The 18,106-nt window shown below is 73.2% G+C and carries 16 protein-coding genes, 7 tRNA genes and 1 pseudogene; 11 read left to right on the top strand and 13 right to left on the bottom strand.

Annotated elements, in window-relative coordinates; translation table 11 throughout:
• Nucleotides 1-13: 13 nt before the first annotated feature.
• Entirely contained in the window at nucleotides 14-442 is a 429-nt protein-coding gene (locus tag ACF9IK_RS28450) for a thiol-disulfide oxidoreductase DCC family protein (RefSeq protein WP_395296932.1), read from the bottom strand.
• A gap of 222 nt (nucleotides 443-664) precedes the next feature.
• Here ACF9IK_RS28450 and ACF9IK_RS28445 point away from each other — a divergent pair, with 222 nt between their 5' ends.
• Nucleotides 665-2,317: a hypothetical protein gene (locus ACF9IK_RS28445; RefSeq protein WP_395296931.1), complete on the top strand. Its 1,653-nt coding sequence runs from the start codon at nucleotides 665-667 to the stop codon at nucleotides 2,315-2,317.
• A 77-nt stretch (nucleotides 2,318-2,394) separates the two neighbouring features.
• On the opposite strand, the gene ACF9IK_RS28440 is transcribed toward ACF9IK_RS28445, so the two are convergent.
• The 4 genes from ACF9IK_RS28440 to ACF9IK_RS28425 all read right to left on the bottom strand — a co-directional run bounded on the left by ACF9IK_RS28440 (nucleotide 2,395) and on the right by ACF9IK_RS28425 (nucleotide 6,906).
• Complete coding sequence (locus ACF9IK_RS28440; protein WP_395296930.1) at nucleotides 2,395-2,955, bottom strand: HIT family protein; 561 nt, start codon at nucleotides 2,953-2,955, stop codon at nucleotides 2,395-2,397.
• 81 nt (nucleotides 2,956-3,036) lie between these two features.
• Nucleotides 3,037-5,016 carry a threonine--tRNA ligase gene (gene thrS / locus ACF9IK_RS28435; RefSeq protein WP_395296929.1) on the bottom strand — a complete coding sequence of 660 codons (1,980 nt, stop codon included), beginning with the start codon at nucleotides 5,014-5,016 and terminating at the stop codon, nucleotides 3,037-3,039.
• Between the two features lie 131 nt (nucleotides 5,017-5,147).
• On the bottom strand, nucleotides 5,148-6,320 hold the full coding sequence (locus ACF9IK_RS28430) for a hypothetical protein (RefSeq protein ID WP_395296928.1): 1,173 nt from the start codon (nucleotides 6,318-6,320) through the stop codon (nucleotides 5,148-5,150).
• Between the two features lie 31 nt (nucleotides 6,321-6,351).
• Nucleotides 6,352-6,906: a DUF4365 domain-containing protein gene (locus tag ACF9IK_RS28425; protein ID WP_395296927.1), complete on the bottom strand. Its 555-nt coding sequence runs from the start codon at nucleotides 6,904-6,906 to the stop codon at nucleotides 6,352-6,354.
• Nucleotides 6,907-7,053: 147 nt separating this feature from the next.
• Between ACF9IK_RS28425 and ACF9IK_RS28420 the strand changes: the two genes are divergently transcribed.
• A complete protein-coding gene (locus ACF9IK_RS28420; RefSeq protein WP_395296926.1) occupies nucleotides 7,054-7,821 on the top strand; it encodes a 3'-5' exonuclease in 768 nt (255 codons plus the stop codon).
• Between the two features lie 64 nt (nucleotides 7,822-7,885).
• On the opposite strand, the gene ACF9IK_RS28415 is transcribed toward ACF9IK_RS28420, so the two are convergent.
• The 3 genes from ACF9IK_RS28415 to ACF9IK_RS28405 form a co-directional block, all read right to left on the bottom strand.
• Nucleotides 7,886-7,957, bottom strand: a tRNA-Val gene (locus ACF9IK_RS28415).
• 220 nt (nucleotides 7,958-8,177) lie between these two features.
• A tRNA-Val gene (locus tag ACF9IK_RS28410) sits at nucleotides 8,178-8,249 on the bottom strand.
• Between the two features lie 144 nt (nucleotides 8,250-8,393).
• Nucleotides 8,394-8,927: a TIGR02611 family protein gene (locus ACF9IK_RS28405; protein WP_395296925.1), complete on the bottom strand. Its 534-nt coding sequence runs from the start codon at nucleotides 8,925-8,927 to the stop codon at nucleotides 8,394-8,396.
• A 194-nt stretch (nucleotides 8,928-9,121) separates the two neighbouring features.
• Here ACF9IK_RS28405 and ACF9IK_RS28400 point away from each other — a divergent pair, with 194 nt between their 5' ends.
• Nucleotides 9,122-9,535: an SsgA family sporulation/cell division regulator gene (locus ACF9IK_RS28400; protein ID WP_030056266.1), complete on the top strand. Its 414-nt coding sequence runs from the start codon at nucleotides 9,122-9,124 to the stop codon at nucleotides 9,533-9,535.
• Nucleotides 9,536-9,921: 386 nt separating this feature from the next.
• A complete protein-coding gene (locus ACF9IK_RS28395; RefSeq protein WP_395296924.1) occupies nucleotides 9,922-10,491 on the top strand; it encodes a CGNR zinc finger domain-containing protein in 570 nt (189 codons plus the stop codon).
• A gap of 71 nt (nucleotides 10,492-10,562) precedes the next feature.
• On the opposite strand, the gene ACF9IK_RS28390 is transcribed toward ACF9IK_RS28395, so the two are convergent.
• Nucleotides 10,563-11,078 carry a hypothetical protein gene (locus tag ACF9IK_RS28390; RefSeq protein ID WP_395296923.1) on the bottom strand — a complete coding sequence of 172 codons (516 nt, stop codon included), beginning with the start codon at nucleotides 11,076-11,078 and terminating at the stop codon, nucleotides 10,563-10,565.
• 146 nt (nucleotides 11,079-11,224) lie between these two features.
• Here ACF9IK_RS28390 and ACF9IK_RS28385 point away from each other — a divergent pair, with 146 nt between their 5' ends.
• The gene (locus ACF9IK_RS28385; RefSeq protein ID WP_395296922.1) at nucleotides 11,225-11,725 is read left to right on the top strand and encodes a DsbA family protein; all 501 of its coding nucleotides are present in this window, start codon (nucleotides 11,225-11,227) and stop codon (nucleotides 11,723-11,725) included.
• 19 nt (nucleotides 11,726-11,744) lie between these two features.
• On the opposite strand, the gene ACF9IK_RS28380 is transcribed toward ACF9IK_RS28385, so the two are convergent.
• From ACF9IK_RS28380 to ACF9IK_RS28370, 3 genes are all read right to left on the bottom strand, one after another.
• Nucleotides 11,745-12,587: a GNAT family N-acetyltransferase gene (locus ACF9IK_RS28380; RefSeq protein ID WP_395296921.1), complete on the bottom strand. Its 843-nt coding sequence runs from the start codon at nucleotides 12,585-12,587 to the stop codon at nucleotides 11,745-11,747.
• Nucleotides 12,588-12,689: 102 nt separating this feature from the next.
• Complete coding sequence (locus ACF9IK_RS28375; RefSeq protein ID WP_395296920.1) at nucleotides 12,690-13,520, bottom strand: aminotransferase class IV; 831 nt, start codon at nucleotides 13,518-13,520, stop codon at nucleotides 12,690-12,692.
• 177 nt (nucleotides 13,521-13,697) lie between these two features.
• Entirely contained in the window at nucleotides 13,698-14,747 is a 1,050-nt protein-coding gene (locus tag ACF9IK_RS28370) for a chorismate-binding protein (RefSeq protein WP_395296919.1), read from the bottom strand.
• A 351-nt stretch (nucleotides 14,748-15,098) separates the two neighbouring features.
• Between ACF9IK_RS28370 and ACF9IK_RS28365 the strand changes: the two genes are divergently transcribed.
• The 5 genes from ACF9IK_RS28365 to ACF9IK_RS28345 all read left to right on the top strand — a co-directional run bounded on the left by ACF9IK_RS28365 (nucleotide 15,099) and on the right by ACF9IK_RS28345 (nucleotide 15,617).
• Nucleotides 15,099-15,171, top strand: a tRNA-Gly gene (locus ACF9IK_RS28365).
• Nucleotides 15,172-15,211: 40 nt separating this feature from the next.
• Nucleotides 15,212-15,285: transfer RNA gene (locus ACF9IK_RS28360), tRNA-Cys, on the top strand.
• A 34-nt stretch (nucleotides 15,286-15,319) separates the two neighbouring features.
• Nucleotides 15,320-15,391: transfer RNA gene (locus ACF9IK_RS28355), tRNA-Val, on the top strand.
• Nucleotides 15,392-15,432: 41 nt separating this feature from the next.
• Nucleotides 15,433-15,504: transfer RNA gene (locus ACF9IK_RS28350), tRNA-Val, on the top strand.
• 41 nt (nucleotides 15,505-15,545) lie between these two features.
• Nucleotides 15,546-15,617 (top strand) — tRNA-Val (locus tag ACF9IK_RS28345).
• Between the two features lie 333 nt (nucleotides 15,618-15,950).
• On the opposite strand, the gene ACF9IK_RS28340 is transcribed toward ACF9IK_RS28345, so the two are convergent.
• Nucleotides 15,951-16,148, bottom strand: coding sequence for a hypothetical protein (locus tag ACF9IK_RS28340; protein ID WP_238861524.1), 198 nt, complete (start codon nucleotides 16,146-16,148; stop codon nucleotides 15,951-15,953).
• 433 nt (nucleotides 16,149-16,581) lie between these two features.
• Between ACF9IK_RS28340 and ACF9IK_RS37085 the strand changes: the two are divergent.
• Nucleotides 16,582-17,814: pseudogene (locus ACF9IK_RS37085) on the top strand (serine/threonine-protein kinase); the annotation flags it as partial.
• Nucleotides 17,815-18,106: the final 292 nt, after the last annotated feature.

Here is an 18,106-nt window from a genome sequence, read left to right as displayed (position 1 = left end):
GACCAGGACCCGCCTAGGGCCGGTCCGGACCCGTCCGCGGGCGCAGCGCACAGGCCGGCGTCCCGCCCGGCATCCGGTGCCGGTTCTTCGCCACCCACCGGTACACGACGCCCGCCACCGGCCGCACCGGCGGCAGCGCCAGCACCCCGCCCAGGTACGCCCAGGCACCGCCGGAGCGCATCAGCAGCCGCGCCACCGCCTGCGCCCCTCCGTACACCCGGCCGGCCGGCGTCACCCAGAGCACCTCGTGCTCGGCCCGCTCCCACGACACCTCGCCGCGGCCCCCGGCCAGCGCGTCCAGCCCGGCCAGGTCCGCGAACTGGAACGGCACCGCCGCCCAGCCCGCCGAGGCGAGCGTCTGCCGCGGGTACCGCTCCGCCCACACCACGCAGGTCGAGCAGAACGCACAGTCCCCGTCGAAGACCAGCACCGGATCCTTCACCGCGACTCCCTCGCTCCGACTCCTCGGCACGACCCCATTGCGCCCATCGTGCACCATTGCGCCCCCACGCCCGTCACCAGGTGCGTCACGGCCCCCGAAGGTGGGCATCATGCCTCACAGGCCCCGGGTGGCCCGATCGTGACGGTACTTCAGACGATCATCCGCGCAGCGGTGCCGGGGCACGGTAACCTGCCGCTGACAAGGGGAGGAGGGGACGCGACCGTGACCACACTCGACATGACCCCGGGTGCGCAGATACCCCGGACCGACGCCGGCCCGCAGACCGCCGTCACCCAGGCGCTCTCCTCGACCGCCTACCGCGACAGCGAGGTCCACGACTTCGTCGCGGCCGTCACCGCCGCCACCGCCAGGAAGGGCCGCTTCGCCCTCTTCCGCCCCAACCTCGGCGAGGCGTTCAGCCGCGCCGTGATCTCCCGTGCGCTCGGCGGCGACCGCAAACCGCTGGTGCCCTCCTTCGGCGTCGACACCCGCCAGATCGTCGAGCACTGCCTCGCCGCCGAGGACCTCCGCACCGCCCGCGACCGCCGGCTCACCACCGTCACGGTCGTCACCGGCGTGCTCTTCCTCCCCGGCACCCTGCTCTGGCTCGGCGCCTTCCAGCTCCGCGCCTGGCTCAAGCGCGACAACCCCAAGAACGCCGCGTTCTACGGTGCCCTCGTGCTGGCCGCCGCGGCCGCCGTCGCCCTGCTCCTGGCGATCAAGCCCCCCTCCGGCGGCCTGCTCGGCATCTACCTCCGCCTGGTGATGCTCGCCCCGGTCGTCGGCTGGTACCTCGCCAAGCGCATCGTGCTCGGCTCCGCCCTCGACCTGCGCGCCCGCTGGCAGGACCTCGTCGAGGGCAACGCCGTCGCCGCGACCGTCCCCAAGGCCGTCCCCCGCGACGACCTGGACAAGAAGGCCTCCGACCTGCGGGCCAAACTCGGCCGGCTGGAGTCCGAGCAGGAGACCAACGTCCAGCACTACGCCGGCGCCAAGGGCATCCTCGGCGCCGGGAGGCGCTGGGGCGAGTGGAAGATGGCGGACGTGCTGCTCCCGGCCGAGGGCCACGGCGACTTCCGCGCCTTCCACCCCTGGGACCTCGTCCGCCGGATCGCGAGCCAGCTCAAGTCGCTCGGCATCAGCGAGGTCGCCAACAGCGGCATCCCGAACGTCGCCGTCAAGCAGTGGGTCGTCTTCGAGGTCGGCGAGGGCGCCGACGAGATCAGCCGCCCGCCCGCCGGCGACGCCAACATGGACGGCGACCGGATGCGCGACTTCGCCGTCCAGGCCATCGCCGACAAGCAGACCTTCTCCGGCGGCCCCCGGCACTACCTCGCCACCCAGTTCATCACGCACGACGGCAAGCTGGTCCTGACCTTCACCGTCACCGTGACCCTGCTGGCCAACACGCTCAACGTCACGGTGGCCGCCTTCGCCCTCGGACCGGTCAACGGCCTCTTCTTCGACAAGCCGAAGGACAAGGAGAAGACGGTCGCGAAGACGGTGAAGTTCTGGGAGGAACAGACCCTCAAGCTCCCCCTCATCGACAACGACGAGGTGGTGCGTCAGGCCGTCCGCGCGCCCTTCTACCGCGCCCCCGGCCTGCTCGGCTGGCTCGGCGGCGGGCTCGGCCTGCCCGAGCCGTTCGGACTGCGCCACGCCTGGGCCGCACCGCCCTGGAACACCCGCTCCATGGCGGACAACGCGCTGAACGTCTCCCACCCGGTGACCCAGGCCGTTCTCAAGGCCACGCTGGAGTTCCTGGCCGAGCACGACGTCGACGCCGAGCGCTTCTTCAAGAACCGCGCGTCGATCATCAAGTCCGAGGCTCAGGGCACCCGGCCGTACAGGGTCGACCAGTACGACGCCGGCTGAGCCCGGCACCGACACAACGGAAGGGCCCGCCGCCGAGACCGCCCTCTCGGCGGCGGGCCCTTCCGCCCGCCCGGCACTCAGTCCTGCGGCCAGGCCTCGGCCAGCATCTTGCGGGTGTCCGCCAGCAGCTGCGGCAGCACCTTGGTGTGGCCGACCACCGGCATGAAGTTGGTGTCCCCGCCCCAGCGCGGCACCACGTGCTGGTGCAGGTGGGCCGCGATCCCGGCACCGGCCGCTGCGCCCTGGTTCATCCCGATGTTGAACCCGTGCGCCCCCGAGGCCGCCCGCAGTGCCGTCATCGCCTTCTTGGTGAAATCGGCCAGCTCGGCGGTCTCCGCCTCGTCCAGCTCGGTGTAGTCGGCGACGTGCCGGTACGGGACGACCATCAGGTGCCCGCCGTTGTACGGGTACAGGTTGAGCACCGCGAACACGGCACTCCCCCGCGCGACGACCAGCCCGTCCTCGTCGCTCAGCGACGGGATCGAGCAGAACGGGCAACCGTCGTCCGGAGCCGGGCCGGTGGGCTTGTTCTCGCCCTGGATGTACGCCATCCGATGGGGGGTCCAGAGGCGGCGGAAGCCGTCCGGCTCGCCGACGCCCCGCTGCAGTTCCGGCTCAGTCGTCATGCTGATCAGCATATTCGCCCGGCGGTGCTTGCAGAGCAGAGTGGGGCAGACTCCCTGCGGAGCCTGCCCCACACCGCACACCGTGCTACCGCGTCACACCTGGATGCGGCGCTCCACGGCGTCGACGATCTCGGCGATCGCGTCGGCCACCGGCACGCCGTTCTTCTGCTCGCCGTTGCGGTAGCGGAAGGAGACCGCGCCCGCCTCGACGTCGTCGTTGCCCGCGATCAGCATGAACGGGGTCTTCGACTTCTGGGCGTTGCGGATCTTCTTCTGCATCCGGTCGTCCGAGCTGTCCACCTCGACCCGGATCCCGCGCTTCTTCAGCTCGGCCGCGACCTCCAGCAGGTAGGGCACGTGCTCGTCAGTGATCGGGATGCCGGTCACGGTGACCGGGGCCAGCCACGGCGGCATGGCGCCGGCGTAGTGCTCCAGCAGCACCGCGAAGAACCGCTCGATCGAGCCGAACAGCGCGCGGTGGATCATGACCGGCCGCTGCCGCGAGCCGTCCGCCCCGGTGTACTCCAGGTCGAACCGCTCGGGCAGGTTGAAGTCGAGCTGGATGGTGCTCATCTGCCAGGTACGGCCGATGGCGTCCTTCGCCTGCACCGAGATCTTCGGGCCGTAGAAGGCCGCGCCGCCCGGGTCCGGGACCAGCGGCAGGCCCTGCTTCTCGGCCACCTTGGCGAGGACCGCGGTGGCCTCCTCCCAGGTCTCGTCGCTGCCGACGTACTTCTCCGGGTCCTTGGTGGAGAGCTCCAGGTAGAAGTCGGTCAGGCCGTAGTCCCGCAGCAGGCCGAGCACGAAGGTCAGCGTCGAGTCGAGCTCGTCCGCCATCTGCTCACGGGTGCAGTAGATGTGCGCGTCGTCCTGGGTGAAGCCGCGGGCGCGGGTCAGACCGTGCACCACACCCGACTTCTCGTACCGGTACACCGTCCCGAACTCGAAGAGGCGCAGCGGCAGTTCACGGTACGAGCGGCCGCGCGCGTCGAAGATCAGGTTGTGCATCGGGCAGTTCATGGGCTTCAGGTAGTAGTCCACACCCTCGTCGAGCTGCATGGGCGGGTACATGCCGTCGGCGTACCAGTCCAGGTGGCCGCTCTTCTCGAAGAGCTTCCCCTTGGTGGCGTGCGGGGTGTAGACGAACTCGTAGCCCTCCTCCTCGTGCCGGCGGCGCGAGTAGTCCTCCATGGCGCGACGGATGATGCCGCCCTTGGGGTGGAAGACGGCGAGGCCGGAGCCGATCTCCTCCGGGATGGAGAAGAGGTCGAGCTCGTTGCCCAGCTTGCGGTGGTCGCGCTTCTCGGCCTCGACCAGGAAGTCGAGGTGCGCCTTGAGCTCGTCCTTGCTCGGCCAGGCGGTGCCGTAGATGCGCTGCAGCATGGGGTTCTTCTCGCTGCCGCGCCAGTAGGCGGCCGCGTTGCGCATCAGCTTGAACGCCGGGATGTGCCGGGTGGAGGGCAGGTGCGGGCCACGGCAGAGGTCGCCCCAGCACTGCTCGCCGGTCTTGGCGTCCAGGTTGTCGTAGATGGTCAGCTCGCCGGCGCCGACCTCGACGTCCGCGCCCTCGCCTGCGGTGGCGGCGGAGCCCTTGAGACCGATCAGCTCCAGCTTGAACGGCTCGGCGGCCAGCTCCTCGCGGGCGGACTCGTCGGTGACCACCCGGCGGGAGAACTTCTGCCCGCGCTTGATGATCTCCTGCATCTTCTTCTCGATGGCCTTGAGGTCATCGGGGTGGAACGGCTTCTCGACGTCGAAGTCGTAGTAGAAGCCGTCCTTGACCGGCGGGCCGATGCCGAGCTTGGCCTCCGGGAAGAGCTGCTGCACGGCCTGCGCCATGACGTGCGCGGTGGAGTGGCGCAGGATGTCCAGGCCGTCCTTGCTGCCGATCGCGACCGGCTCGACCTCGTCGCCGTCCTGAACGGCGTACGCGAGGTCCTTGAGCTGGCCGCCGACGCGGGCGGCGATGATCGAGCGGTCGTCGGCGAAGAGCTCGGCGGCCGTAGTGCCCGTGGTCACCACGCGCTCTTCCCGATCGGGTTCGCGGTTGATGATTACCCGGACGTCCGTCACCGGTCTCTCCTGACGTGCTGGATTCAGAGGACGCAACACTGCGCTGCGTCTGACCGATGGTACCGAGACCGGTGGCCCCACCGTCACCTAGATCCGTTCGGCCTCCCGGCCGGATCCGCTCGGCCGCCCGCCTAGATCGGCTCGGTCCGCTCGCCCAGGCTCTTCAGCAGCCGCTCGTGCTCCCCGTCCTCCACTCCGCACAGCTCCAGGCCGCGGGGGTGGGTGAGCCGGCGGAAGCCGCCGCGCCGCTCCAGCCTGCCGCTGACCCGTACCGGCGTGCCGGCCAGGTGGGCCTCGGCGGCCAGCCGGTAGGCCGGGTCGGCGAGCCGCAGCTTCACCTCGCCGACCTCGGCACCGCCGAGCACCCGCAGCCGGACGGTGCCGGGCCCGGAGGGGTCGGTGCGCTTGAGCCGGACGACCACACCGACCACGGTGACGGCGACGGCCGGCTCGATCCGCTCCAGCAGCGCGGCGGCCTCCGCCAGCGCCGGGAGGTCCCCCGGGGAGAACTCCAGCACGATCCGCCGGTCGCCGAAGCCGCCCGGGGTCCCGACGGCGGCGGACCAGGCGACCGAGAGCTGCGCCGCCGTCGCGCCGCGCACCAGCTCGGCGACGGACTCCACCAGCTCGCGGCTGACCCCGGCCTGGACGGCGTTCTCGAAGGCCTCCGGCCCGCCGCTGACCCGCCGGTAGTCCACCGCGTCGCGCAGCGCCTCCAGGGCACGGACCAGGGTGGTGACCGCCGCCCGGCCCTCGGGCGCCGGGGTGTGGGCGGTGAGCCCGGCACCGCCCTGAGCGGCCGGGCCGTGCTCGACCACCAGGACGCGCTCCAGGAAGTCACCGGCCCAGGCGTCCAGCCGGGCGCCGAAGTAGGCCGCCCTCGTCCGGCCGGCCTTGGCACCGGCCGCGAGCATCCCCCGGGCCGAGCGGCGGAGCCGCTCGGCGTCCTCCCACGGCGCGGTGCCGGCCGGACCGGGGAGCTCGCGCCGCCACTGCAGCTCGTCGCCGGGGACGGTGAGGGCCAGCAGGATGGCGCGGGCGGAGGGGCTGCGCGATTGCGACAGCGCGGTGACGGCGTCGGCGAGGAGTTCGACCGCGTCGTCGAAGCCGTCGTCGGCCGGGACGAGCAGGCTGGTGCCGGAGCCTGCGTCGTCCGGGGGCGTCCACCGCCCGTAGCGGGCGGTCGGTCCGCCGCGGCGGGTCCAGCCGTGCCGGGCGAGGAGGGTGGCGAGCACGGCGGGGTCGACGGCGGCCGGATCGGGCAGGGGCCGGGTGCCGTCGTGGTGCCCGGGTGGCAGCGTCATGGTCCTGTTCCTCCCGCCGGGGGCGGCGCCGTCACGGGCTGCCGCCCGCGCCGACCCGCGCCATGATGTCGCACAGTGCACGGTCGTCGAAGACCTTCGCGGTGGGCACCCGGACGTTGGTCCGACGCTGCCCGGTGACCGGGTGGCCGGCCAGGTTGACCCAGTAGCAGCAGTGCCGCAGCTCCAGCGCGTCGGGCCGGGCCTCCAGCCAGCGGTCGACCCGGCTGGGCAGCAGCATCACGACCAGGATCCGCGGGACCGCGACCCGTTCCCGGGCCAGCTTGCGCAGGTGGTCGTTGTCCAGGGTGAAGCTGAAGTGGGCACCGCGCGGCCGGGGGGCGATCTGCTGGGTGGCCTTGAGCTGGATCTTGACGGTGACCTCGTCGTCCACCTCGTGCGCCCGGGAGCCGTGGCTGACCTGCCAGTCGATGCCGTTGTCAGGGAACGGCTGGGAGAGCGAGCAGCCGGCGGCGGCCGCGACCGCGTGCAGGTAGCCGACCTGCAGCGTCTCCATGCAGGCCGTCACCGCCAGGTCGCCCCGCAGGACCTCCGCCGCCTCCTCGGGCTGCGGCTGTGTCACCACCATCGCCCCGTTGCCTCCCCCGGCCCCGGGCCCGTCCGGATTCGAACAGGACACCTGACCGCAGGGTTCCCGACCCGGCCGGGGCCAAACGGTTGAGCGGACGTCAGGAGCGGTATCACCTCCGGTGAACGCAGGACCTGAGGGGCAGTCATGCAGCAGCACTGGTACACCGGCCCGCTTGCCTCCTTCGACACCGAGACCACCGGCGTGGACGTCGAGACCGACCGGATCGTCTCCGCCGCCCTGGTGGTCCAGCTCACCCCGGGTGCACCCGCGCGGACCGCGACCTGGCTGGCCGATCCGGGCGTGCCGATACCGGAGGGCGCCCGTGCGATCCACGGCATCTCCGACGAGCGGGTGCGCACGCACGGCCGCCCGGCCCGCACGGTGGTGGCGGAGCTGGCCCGCGCGCTGGCCGAGCAGGCCCGGGCCGGGCGCCCGGTGGTGGTGATGAACGCCCCGTACGACCTGACGCTGCTGGACCGGGAGCTGCGCCGGCACCGGACGGTGTCGCTGACGGAGGCACTCGGCCCGCAGGAGCTGCTGGTACTCGACCCGCGGGTGCTGGACAAGCACGTGGACCGCTACCGGAAGGGCCGGCGCACGCTGACTGACCTCTGTGCGCACTACGGGGTGGAGCTGGCCGGGGCGCACGACGCCACGGCGGACGCGACGGCCTCGCTGGAGCTGGTCCGGGCGATCGGTTCGCGCTACCCGGCGGCGCTGGGCGGGCTGTCGGTCGCGGAGCTGCACCTGCGGCAGGCGGTCTGGCACGCGGCGCAGGCGCGGGGGCTGCAGAACTGGTTCGACCGCTCGGGGACTCCGGAGCGGGTGGACGTCTCCTGGCCGCTGCGGCCGGCCCGGTGCGGCTGCGGGCGGCGGCTCTCGCCGGAGCACAGCTGCGAGGTCGCGGCGTAGCCGTCGGCCCGCGAACGCCACAGGCCCTGACCGGTCTTCCGATCAGGGCCTGCGTGCTGTCCGGTGGGCGATACTGGGATCGAACCAGTGACCCCTTCGGTGTGAACGAAGTGCTCTCCCGCTGAGCTAATCGCCCGGGCAACGAGAAGAACAGTAGCACCGTTCGGGGGGTGTCGTACAACCCGGACCGGCCGGGACCGCCTGGCGCACCTGCAGAACTCGCGCCCCGCGCGGAAGGTGACTGATCCTCAGCCGATTCCCCGGGAACTTCCGGACGGCCGTTCAGCACATTGCGGAAATACATGTGAGGCCCAGCCGATAATCGGCTGGGCCTCACATATCACAATGCATTCCGGTGGGCGATACTGGGATCGAACCAGTGACCCCTTCGGTGTGAACGAAGTGCTCTCCCGCTGAGCTAATCGCCCGGGTGCAGGGAAAACATTACCGCATCCGTCGGGGTGGTCCGAACACCCCCCGTTCGGGCCCCCCGCACCCGGCACCCGCCCCCCGCCGGTCCGCCCTCGTTCGTCTTCCCACGGACGGGCCGCCACCGGTTGCGGCCGGGCGGGTCAGCGCTCGCCGATCTTCCACGGCACGACCAGTCCGTACCTCGCCAGGTACCAGGCGCCGATGCCGGCGATCACCACCAGGCCGATCACGGTGAGGGTGATGTTGCGGCGCCGCACCTTCGGGTCCAGCGCCTTCTGGGCCGCCTCGGCCACCTTGCGGCGGGTCCACCGCAGGGCCAGCTGGGCCCAGACGAACTCGGTGGCCCAGATGCCCATGCCCAGGAAGATGACCACCCAGCCGGGCCCCGGCAACGGCAGCATGATCACGCCGGCCCCGACCACCGCCAGGCCGACCAGGAAGACCGCCACCTGCCAGCTCAGGTGCAGGGGCCGGGAGCGGCGGATGAAGTGCGGTGCCCGCGAGCCGAGCCCCCGCCCGCCGTCCGCGGTCACCTCGTCGGACCGCCCCTGCCCGGCGGCCCCGCCGCCGTTCCCGTCGCCCGGTCTGGCCCCCGATTCGTCCGGCACGGCCGCATCACCCGTTCTCGTGTTCCCGCCCGCGTTCCCGCGCGCCTTGTCGCTTCGTACAGTCATGCCGGGAAACTAACCGAGAAGTGGCCCGGTAATGCGGCACCGGGCACTCCGTGCCGAATCCGCAATGCGCCGTAAGGGGTACGACTCGGCCCCGAATCCGGACAGAGGGGTTTACATCGGTCGCGGAGGTGGGATGGTCCGTTCGCCGACGTGCGATTCCCCGAGCGCACACTGAGCGAAAGGCCATGGCGCTTATGAACACCACGGTCAGCTGCGAGCTGCACCTGCGCCTCATCGTGTCCAGCGAGTCCTCACTGCCCGTCCCCGCGGGCCTGCGCTACGACACCGCCGACCCCTATGCCGTGCACGCGACGTTCCACACGGGCGCCGACGAGACCGTGGAGTGGGTGTTCGCCCGAGATCTCCTTGCGGAGGGGCTGCACCGACCCACGGGCACCGGCGACGTCCGGGTGTGGCCCTCGCGCAGCCACGGGCAAGGGGTGGTCTGCATCGCGCTGAGCTCTCCGGAAGGAGAAGCCCTGCTGGAGGCCCCGGCCCGCGCGCTTGAGTCTTTCCTCAAGCGGACGGACGCCGCCGTGCCACCCGGCACCGAACACCGTCACTTCGACCTCGACCGGGAGCTGTCCCACATCCTCGCCGAAAGCTGACCCCGTCCGGGAGGTGGTCGCACCCCGCAGTCGGCGGGGCCGAACCCCCTGCCGTCACCGCAGCCGTCCTACTCGGGGGCACGGCAGCAAGACTCAGCCGCGCACGACGCGGTCTCGGGGCCGGTGACACGGTCCGCTCCCACCGGAGCGGGCCCCAGCACCGCAGGCGCCCGGCATCGGAGCCGGCCACCCACACGGGTGGCCGGCCTCGGTGCCGGGCGCCGTCGTCTTTCCGCGCGCCGCGGAGCGCCGCCACCTTCCGGCGCCGGGCTCCCGCACAACCCTTCGGGCGAAGCGACCGCCGTGCGCCACGGGGCCCGGTAAGGTCTGAGGTTGACCGTAGACGCGGGGTGCCGACGGCCCCCTCCGGGCGAGGAGCCCCCACCGTGCTGATCACCCACGACACCGAGTGCGCACTGAGCATCCTCGTCGAGCTGCTCAACACCGCACCCGAGGTGTGCGGCACCGAGCTGCTGCCCGACGTGGCCGCACTCGACGCCTTCGTGGTCCGCCAGGAGATCAGCGAGGTCGACTCGCTGACCGAGGACGACCTGCGCAACGTGCACCGGCTGCGCACCCGGCTCCGGGAGGTGTTCGTCACCGAGGGCACCGAGGAGGCCTCGGAGCTGATCAACGCCCTGGTCGCGGACGCCGGCACCACGCCGCGCCTGACCAACCACGACCACCACGGGTGGCACATCCACTACTTCGCCCCGCACGCCGCCCTGCACGACCACCTGGCGGCGGAACTGGGCATGGCGCTGGCCTTCATCCTGACCGCCGCGGAGCGGGACCGGCTGCGCCGGTGCGAGGCGCCCGACTGCGCGCGGGTCTTCGTGGACCTCTCCCGCAACCGCTCCCGGCGCTACTGCGACAGCCGAACCTGCGGCAACCGGCTGCACGTGGCCGCCTACCGGGCGCGGCAGCGTTCGGCGGAGGCCGTGCCCTCCGTCTGAGCGACGGCCGGCGCTTCTCCGCTCGGCGCCGCCTCCGCTTCGTCCGCGGTCCGCTTCCCGCCCGCCTCGGGTCAGATGCCGCGGCGGCGGAGGATCTCCTCGATGTCGTCGAACTCGTCGCCGAGGCCGTCGTCCCGCTTGCCCGCCTTGCCGCGCTTCGGGGAGGCCGCCTTCGGGGCGGCCGCCTCGGGGGCGGCGGCGTTCGTCAGGCCGGCCGGTGCCGCCTGCGAGCCCGCCACCGCGGGCCTGACCGGGGCCGCACCCGCTGCGGCCGGGCCTGACCCGGACCCGCCCACGGCCCGGCGCCGACCCACCACGCGGGTGGTGACCAGCAGCGCGGCGGAGACGGCGAGCAGCGCGAGGCCCGTCCAGATCCGGGGGCTGAAGACGAGGTCGGTCGCCCAGCCGGCCAGCTCGTCGCCGATGGTCCGCGCGACCGGGAACAGGCCGGACAGGTAGAGCCCGGCCGGGAGCAGCGCAGCGGCGAACCAGCGGGTCGCGGAGCGGAACCGCCGACGGTACGCGCGCAGACCGGCCACGGCCACTCCGGCCGCGGTGAGCGCGAAGGCGACCGCCGCCGTCAGCACGGCCGCTCCCCGGCCGGCCCGGCGGGCCGCGGCGTACCGCGCCCGGTGCTCGTGCTCACTCTGGTCATCGGACCTCCCGTGGCTGCGGCCGTCGGTCGGGCGCACCACCGGGACGGGGCGGCGCCCACTAGTGGAACACTGGGGGCATGATCGAAGGTTCCCTCCCCCGCCTGGAGTTCTGGTGCGAGCTCCAGTGCCCGGACTGCCGCACGGCACTCGACGACGTCCGGGCGCTGCGCGCCGAGTACGGCGATGCGCTCCCGATCGAGCTGCGGCACTTCCCGCTGGAGAAGCACAAGCACGCGTACGCCGCGGCGCAGGCCACCGAGGAGGCGTTCGCGCAGGGCCTCGGGTGGCCGTACGTCGAGGCGCTGCTGGGCCGGGTCGGGGACCTGGAGGCGCGCGGTGAGGCGGTGCTGCTGGAGGTCGCCCGCGAGGTCGGCGTGGACGCCGAGGAGGTCGACACCGCACTGGTCGACGGCCGGCACACGCTGATCGTGGACGCCGACCAGGCGGAGGGCAAGGCGATCGGGGTCACCGGCACTCCGACGTACGTGATCGCCGGGCAGCGGCTGGACGGCGGGCAGAGCCAGGACGGGCTGCGGGAGCGGATCACCGCGCTGATCGAGGCCGCCAAGACCCCCTGACGCAGCATCAGCATGCTTGTCAGATCAACGGCTTGCCGTAGACCCGGTTGGTGATGCGGTAGCCGAGAGAGTCGTAGAGCCGGATCGCGACCTCGTTGCCGGTGAAGACGTTCAGGCCGAGGTCGCGCACCCCGGCGTCCAGGCACTCGCGCTCGGCGAGCAGCATCAGGGTGCGGCCGTGGCCGCGGCCGCGGTGGGCCTCGGCCACCTCCACGACCATCACCCAGGCGAGCGGGGAGCCGTCGGGCAGGTCCCGGACCCGCAGGGCCAGCCAGAGGGCGCCCAGCGGGTCCGGCCCGTCCCCGTAGAGCCGGCGCAGGGCGACGCCGGGGGTGTCCGCGCCCTGCGGCAGCAGGTGCACGTGGTCCGCGTCGGACTTGGCGCGGGCCTGCTGCTCGCTCAGGCCCGAGGCGCAGAGGTCCCGCAGGTAGCCCTGCTTCGCCTGGGCGAGCCAGCCGGGGAAGTCCTCCGGGCCGATCCGGCGGGCGGCCACGTCGGCGGGCAGCCCGGGCGGGGCCGTGAGGTGCTTGGCCATGTTCCGCATCCGCTCGGTGTAGCCGAGGGCGGCGGCGAGGCCGCGGGCGGCCTGCGCCGTTTCGGGGATGTCCACGTCCACCCGGGAGCATCCCCAGCCGCGCAGCACCTCCTCGGCGGCCAGCGCGCCGATCGTCCCGCGGCCCCTTCCGCGCCCCTCGTGGACCTCCAACTCGGCGATCTCTCCCCAGACTTGGCTTCCTCGCGGGACACTGGTGGTACGCAGGGCGCCCACCGGCCGGCCGTTGGCGCGAATCTGCCAGCGTCTGGTGCGGCCGCCGGCGGTGGTGGGTGTCTCCGGGCCCTCGGGCCGCAGCGTGGTGGTCATGTCGAGGTCCCTTCCCCTCCGTGCGGGCGTTCTATCCGCCGGTGCACCGGTGCGGACGGTCCACCGGCCTGGTTCGGCCACCGGCGCCCCCGGCCGGAGGGGTCACGGGTCCAGGTCGTCCCCGCTGCGCTCGGCGAAGACGGCCATCGCCTTGGCGGTGACCGGGCCGGGGCCGGGCAGTTCGCGGTCGTCGACACGGGTGACGGCCTGGACGTCCCGCAGGGTGGAGGTCAGGAAGAGCTCGTCGGCCTCCTCGAGCACGTCCAGCGGCAGGTCGGCCTCCTCGGCGTCGCACCAGTCGAGGACCAGTCGGCGGGTGATGCCGGCCAGGCAGCCGGAAGCAAGGGTGGGGGTGAGCAGGCGGCCGCCGAGGACGACGAAGACGTTGGATCCGGTGCCCTCGCAGAGCCGTCCGGCGGTGTTGGCGAGCAGGGCCTCGGACGCGCCGACGCGGTGCGCGGCGGCGAGGGCGACCACGTTCTCGGCGTACGAGGTGGTCTTGAGGCCGGCGACGGCGCTGTGCTCGTTGCGGCGCCACGGGACGGTGGCGACGGCGGTGGTGTCGGGGCGGCGGGCCACGGCGCCGATGGAGGCGACCAGGGTGGGGGAGCCGTCGCCGCGCTCGGAGCCGAGCGGGGCGGTGCCGCCGGTGTAGGTGAGACGCAGCCGGCCGAGCGGCATGGGGTTGGCGGCGAGGACCTGGGCGCAGGCCTCGCGGACCAGGTCGTGGTCGGGGTCCGGCAGGCCGAGGCCACGGGCGGAGCGGGTGAGCCGGTCGAGGTGGCGGGTGACGGCGAAGGCCCTGCCGTCGACGGCCTTCAGGGTCTCGAAGACGCCGTCGCCGGTGGTGAGTCCGTGGTCGAGGACGGAGAGCGCGGCGTCGGCGGAGTCGACGAGTGCGCCGTTGACCCAGCTCTTGGTCGGGTGCTGCATCGAGGGCTGCTCCTCTGGGCGTTGGGGCGGGGACGGTCGGACGGTGAGAAGGTGCGGGTGGCCGGCCGGGCCGGCGGCCGGGCTCTCGGGCGTACGGCCGCGAGGTCGTGGTGCGGGTGGCCCGCCGGGCCGGCCTCGCGCCGGTGCCGGTGCCGGTGCCGGTGCCGGTGCCGGCCGTCAGTCGGTCTCGGCGCCCGACGCTATCGCGACCAGGCGGGCGGCCTTCAGTTCGGTTTCCGCCCATTCGCCTTCGGGGTCGGAGCCCCAGGTGATGCCGGCGCCGGTGCCGAAGCGCAGCACGGGCGCACCGGGCGCCGTCCGGTCGATCCAGAAGCTGCGGATGCCGACGGCGAGTTCGCCCTCGCCGCGGTCGGCGTCGACCCAGCCGACGGCGCCGCAGTAGGGGCCGCGCGGGGCGGTCTCCAGGGCGTCGATGATCCGCAGGGCACTGGACTTGGGGGCGCCGGTGACCGAGCCCGGCGGGAAGGTGGCGTCCAGCAGCTCGGGCCAGCCGGCCCCGGCGCGCAGGGTGCCCTGGACGGTGGAGACGAGGTGGACCAGGCCGGGGTGCTTCTCGACGGCGCAGAGGTCGGGCACGGTGACCGTCCCGGTCTCGCAGACCCGACCGAGGTCGTTGCGGACCAGGTCGACGATCATCACGTTCTCCGCGTAGTCCTTCTCCAGCAGGTCGGCCTCGGTGCGGCCGGTGCCCTTGATCGGGCCGGAGGAGACGGTGCGGCCGTGGCGGCGCAGGTAGAGCTCGGGCGAGGCGGTGGCGATCTCGACGCCGTGCTCGGGCAGGCGGATGGTGCCGGCGTAGGGGGCGGGGTTGCCGTGGGCGAGCAGGCCGGTGAGGGCGTCGACGTCGGCGCGGTCCGGGTCGGGCAGCCGCGCGCTGAGGACGCGGCAGAGGTTGGCCTGGTAGACGTCGCCGGCTGCGATGTGCTCGCGGATCCGCCGGACCCCGGCGGTGTAGGCGGCGTGGTCGAGGGAGCTGTGCCAGCTGTCGGGGGACGGTCCGAGCCAGCCGGCACCGGAGGGGGCGGCCGGGGCGGGGCGGACGTCGTCGAAGCGGGCGCAGGTGAGCCGGCCCTCGAAGTCGTGGGCGACGGCCCAGAAGCCGGAGGAGTCGAGTGCGGCCGGGTCCGATGTGACGTCGCGCAGCCCGGTGGCGACGCGGCCGCCGAAGCGGGCGAGCGGGCTGAGGGGGTCGGGGTGGCCGGACACGGTTCTCCTGCACGGGGTGGGGCTGGGCTGCGGTGCCTGAAGTGTAGGTCGGGGGCGCGAAGGGGGCTCGGCGGTGGCGTGCGGGGCGCGCGGGTAGCGGTCCACAGGTGGTGGCCTGGCGGCGCCGGAGCGTCGGGCGGGTGCGCACGGGGCGGCCCGCGGATGATCATCCGGAGACGCCGCTGGTGGGGGGCCGGTGGGCCCGCGGAACCGCTGACGGGACGGCACTCCGGGGCCATCCCCTCGGCACGCTGCGGGAACGGATTTTTAGCTGGCCCAGGAATCCGCTAGAGTTCAACACGTCGCCAGGGAGCGCAGCCGAAGAAAAGCGGTGAAGATCCCGGGAGACAGGCGGACGTGGCTCAGTTGGTAGAGCATCACCTTGCCAAGGTGAGGGTCGCGAGTTCGAATCTCGTCGTCCGCTCGATGGAGAACAGTGTAAGATCGTTCTTCGAGTGTTGCCTGGTGGAGTGGCCGAGAGGCGAGGCAACGGCCTGCAAAGCCGTGTACACGGGTTCAAATCCCGTCTCCACCTCCAAGAGGATCACCCGGTTCCACCGGGAGACCTCCCCGCGCGATTAGCTCAGCGGGAGAGCACTACCTTGACACGGTAGGGGTCACTGGTTCAATCCCAGTATCGCGCACGTCGGGCCCTTCGGGGTCTGCTGCAGGAACGCCACACCAGGCGCGATTAGCTCAGCGGGAGAGCACTACCTTGACACGGTAGGGGTCACTGGTTCAATCCCAGTATCGCGCACGTCGGGCCCTTCGGGGTCTGCTGCAGGAACGCCACGCCAGGCGCGATTAGCTCAGCGGGAGAGCACTACCTTGACACGGTAGGGGTCACTGGTTCAATCCCAGTATCGCGCACAGTGACGGCCGGGGCCGTGATCCGCGAGGGTCACGTCCCCGGCCTTTTGCGCTGTCCTGCGGAGCGGCTCGGACTGCGCGGGAAGGTCGTGGGGTCGTACGGAGGATGAAGAGCCGCGTACGGTCGCCCTCACCGACGTCCGCACGCGGCGTCTCCGCCTGCCGGGGTGCCCTGCGCACCGCTCCTCGCCCGTCCGCGTGTCATCGCGGGCGCGGCTTCCCCGGCGGCACCGGCTCCCCGTCCCCAGGGGATCAGTGCCCGTTCAGTGGCCGGCTCTGTCAGCCGGAACGCTCCCCGCGCCGGAGACCGGAGGACCGGGCCCGGCGTTCGGGTCAGTGGTTGATCAGTTCGGCGAGGGCCTGGGCCTGGTTCGCCATCTGCTCCCAGCCGCCGAACAGCACCACCAGCAGCACGGCGCACGGCAGCGCCATGGCCAGTGCGACCGCCGGGTGCCTGGTCGGCTCGGCGGCGTGGCGCTGGGTGAAGGCCGGCCGACGGCGGCGGGGTGATCCCGTGAGCTGCGGTGCCATGCCCCTACTCCTGATTCGTGTACTGCCGGTGCCTGCTGGTCGGTCGACGCGGACGCGGTGGACGGATTACCTCGGGGGACGAGCTCCCCGTCCACCGCCGAGGACAACGCTATGGCGGGAGGGGGTGGACGGACGTCATGCCGTCGTACTGTTCTGCGGGCCTCCGCGAGGATGAGCCTCCGACTTGCGGTGTACTACCGGAGGGGGAGGCGGATTCCGCCGCGTCCCCGGGGGAACCCTGAGAGCCGACCCCGAGAATCGCTTCGGCACCCCCCGTGACCTGCAGGTCAGCGCAAGATCGGACAATCGCACGGAGGGTTCGGGTGTTGCGTATCAGCACACCGCAGCGGCCAGTCCGTAAGCTGTGCCGGACAGGAACTGACGATGCCCCAAACCGACGGGGCCTCACCCACAGGCTGACGGGGAAACGGACATGGCGATGATGCGGCTGAGGCGTGAGGACCCCCGCATCGTCGGGCCGTACCGACTGCACCGGCGGCTGGGGGCGGGCGGCATGGGCGTGGTCTACCTCGGTTCCGACCGCCGCGGGCAGCGGGTGGCGCTCAAGCTGATCCGCGCCGAGCTGGCCGAGGACGTGGAGTTCCGCACCCGGTTCGCCCGCGAGATCGCCGCCGCCTCCCGGATCCGCGGCGGCTGCACGGCCCGAGTGGTGGGCTCCGACATCGAGGCGGACCGTCCCTGGCTGGCCACCGCGTACGTCCCCGGGCCCTCGCTGTACAAGCGGGTCGGCGACGAGGGGCCGCTGGCATGGACGGAGGTCGCCCGGATCGGTGCCGCGCTGGCCGACGGTCTGGTCAAGGTGCACGAGGCGGGCGTCGTCCACCGGGACCTCAAGCCCTCCAACATCCTGTTGTCGCCGCGCGGGCCGCGCATCATCGACTTCGGCATCGCGTGGTCGCGCGGCGCCAGCACGCTCACCCACGTCGGCACCGCCGTCGGCTCGCCCGGGTTCCTGGCGCCGGAGCAGGTGCGCGGCGTGGCCGTGACGCCCGCGACGGACGTGTTCGCCTTCGGGGCGACGCTGGCGTACGCGCTCACCGGGGACACGCCGTTCGGCTCGGGGGCCTCCTCCGAGGTGATGCTGTACCGGGTCGTGCACGAGGAGCCCGACCTCTCGGAGGTGCCCCAGCAGCTGGCACCGCTGATCCGGGCCTGCCTGGCGAAGGAACCCGCCGAACGGCCCGGCGCGGCCGCCCTGCACGAGCGGCTCAGCGAGCTCGCGGCGCGCGGTGCGGGCGGGGCGGTGGCCGGCGGTCCCGCGTCCGGTCAGGCAGTACCGGGCGGCGCCGTCGCCGGCGGGGTCGGGTTCGACGATGCGGCCGCGGAGCGCGCGGCCCGTCCCGCGGGCCGACGACCGGCCGGCGGGGCGCGCCCGGGCGTTCCCGGGCGCGGTGCGGCGGCAGCGCCGGTGCCACCGGCCGCCGGCCGCGGGGTCCCGGCGCCCGGGCGGGCGCCGGATCCGGCGGGCGTGGCACGGGCCCGGGCGGCCGCGGGCCGAGCAGGTGGGCACGCCGGCACGGCCGGTTCCGGCGCAGGGCAGCACAGCGGTCCTCCCGTGGGGCACGGCGCCCCCGGCAGTGGTGCTGCGGGCAGGGTCCCGGGCGGCCCTGCGGACGGCCCCGGGAACGGGACGGCGGGCGGTCGCGCGGCCGTCCACCCGGCGGGACACCCCGGAGCCCGAGCCGGTGCGGCTCAGCGGCGCGGGCACCAGGGTGCCCAAGCGACCACCAGACCGATGCCCCGGGCCGAGGCCGCCCAGGCCACCCGGCCGATGCGCGAGCGGCAGCAGACGCCGGCCCCCGGCCGGGGCGGCGCGCCGGGGACCCAGCCCGGTCCGCGCGAGGGCGGGCAGCGGCCCGTCCGCCCGCGCGGGCGGAGCCGGGACCGGCAGCACACGCCCGCACCCGGCGGCCGTCCCGGCAGCGCCCGGCAGCGGC

This window comes from Kitasatospora hibisci (assembly GCF_043950205.1).
Lineage (GTDB): Bacteria > Actinomycetota > Actinomycetes > Streptomycetales > Streptomycetaceae > Kitasatospora > Kitasatospora hibisci.
The sequence above is the reverse complement of the archived record's forward strand: the minus strand, read 5'-3'. Positions and strand labels throughout refer to the sequence as shown.

Bases quoted from the DNA above. Each gene is read 5' to 3' on its own strand.
- ACF9IK_RS28400 (WP_030056266.1), top strand. From the start codon at position 9,122: ATGAACACCACGGTCAGCTGCGAGCTGCACCTGCGCCTCATCGTGTCC.
- ACF9IK_RS28380 (WP_395296921.1), bottom strand. From the start codon at position 12,587: ATGACCACCACGCTGCGGCCCGAGGGCCCGGAGACACCCACCACCGCC.
- ACF9IK_RS28385 (WP_395296922.1), top strand. From the start codon at position 11,225: ATGATCGAAGGTTCCCTCCCCCGCCTGGAGTTCTGGTGCGAGCTCCAG.
- ACF9IK_RS28375 (WP_395296920.1), bottom strand. From the start codon at position 13,520: ATGCAGCACCCGACCAAGAGCTGGGTCAACGGCGCACTCGTCGACTCC.
- ACF9IK_RS28425 (WP_395296927.1), bottom strand. From the start codon at position 6,906: ATGGTGGTGACACAGCCGCAGCCCGAGGAGGCGGCGGAGGTCCTGCGG.
- ACF9IK_RS28440 (WP_395296930.1), bottom strand. From the start codon at position 2,955: ATGCTGATCAGCATGACGACTGAGCCGGAACTGCAGCGGGGCGTCGGC.
- ACF9IK_RS28340 (WP_238861524.1), bottom strand. From the start codon at position 16,148: ATGGCACCGCAGCTCACGGGATCACCCCGCCGCCGTCGGCCGGCCTTC.
- ACF9IK_RS28430 (WP_395296928.1), bottom strand. From the start codon at position 6,320: ATGACGCTGCCACCCGGGCACCACGACGGCACCCGGCCCCTGCCCGAT.
- ACF9IK_RS28405 (WP_395296925.1), bottom strand. From the start codon at position 8,927: ATGACTGTACGAAGCGACAAGGCGCGCGGGAACGCGGGCGGGAACACG.
- ACF9IK_RS28420 (WP_395296926.1), top strand. From the start codon at position 7,054: ATGCAGCAGCACTGGTACACCGGCCCGCTTGCCTCCTTCGACACCGAG.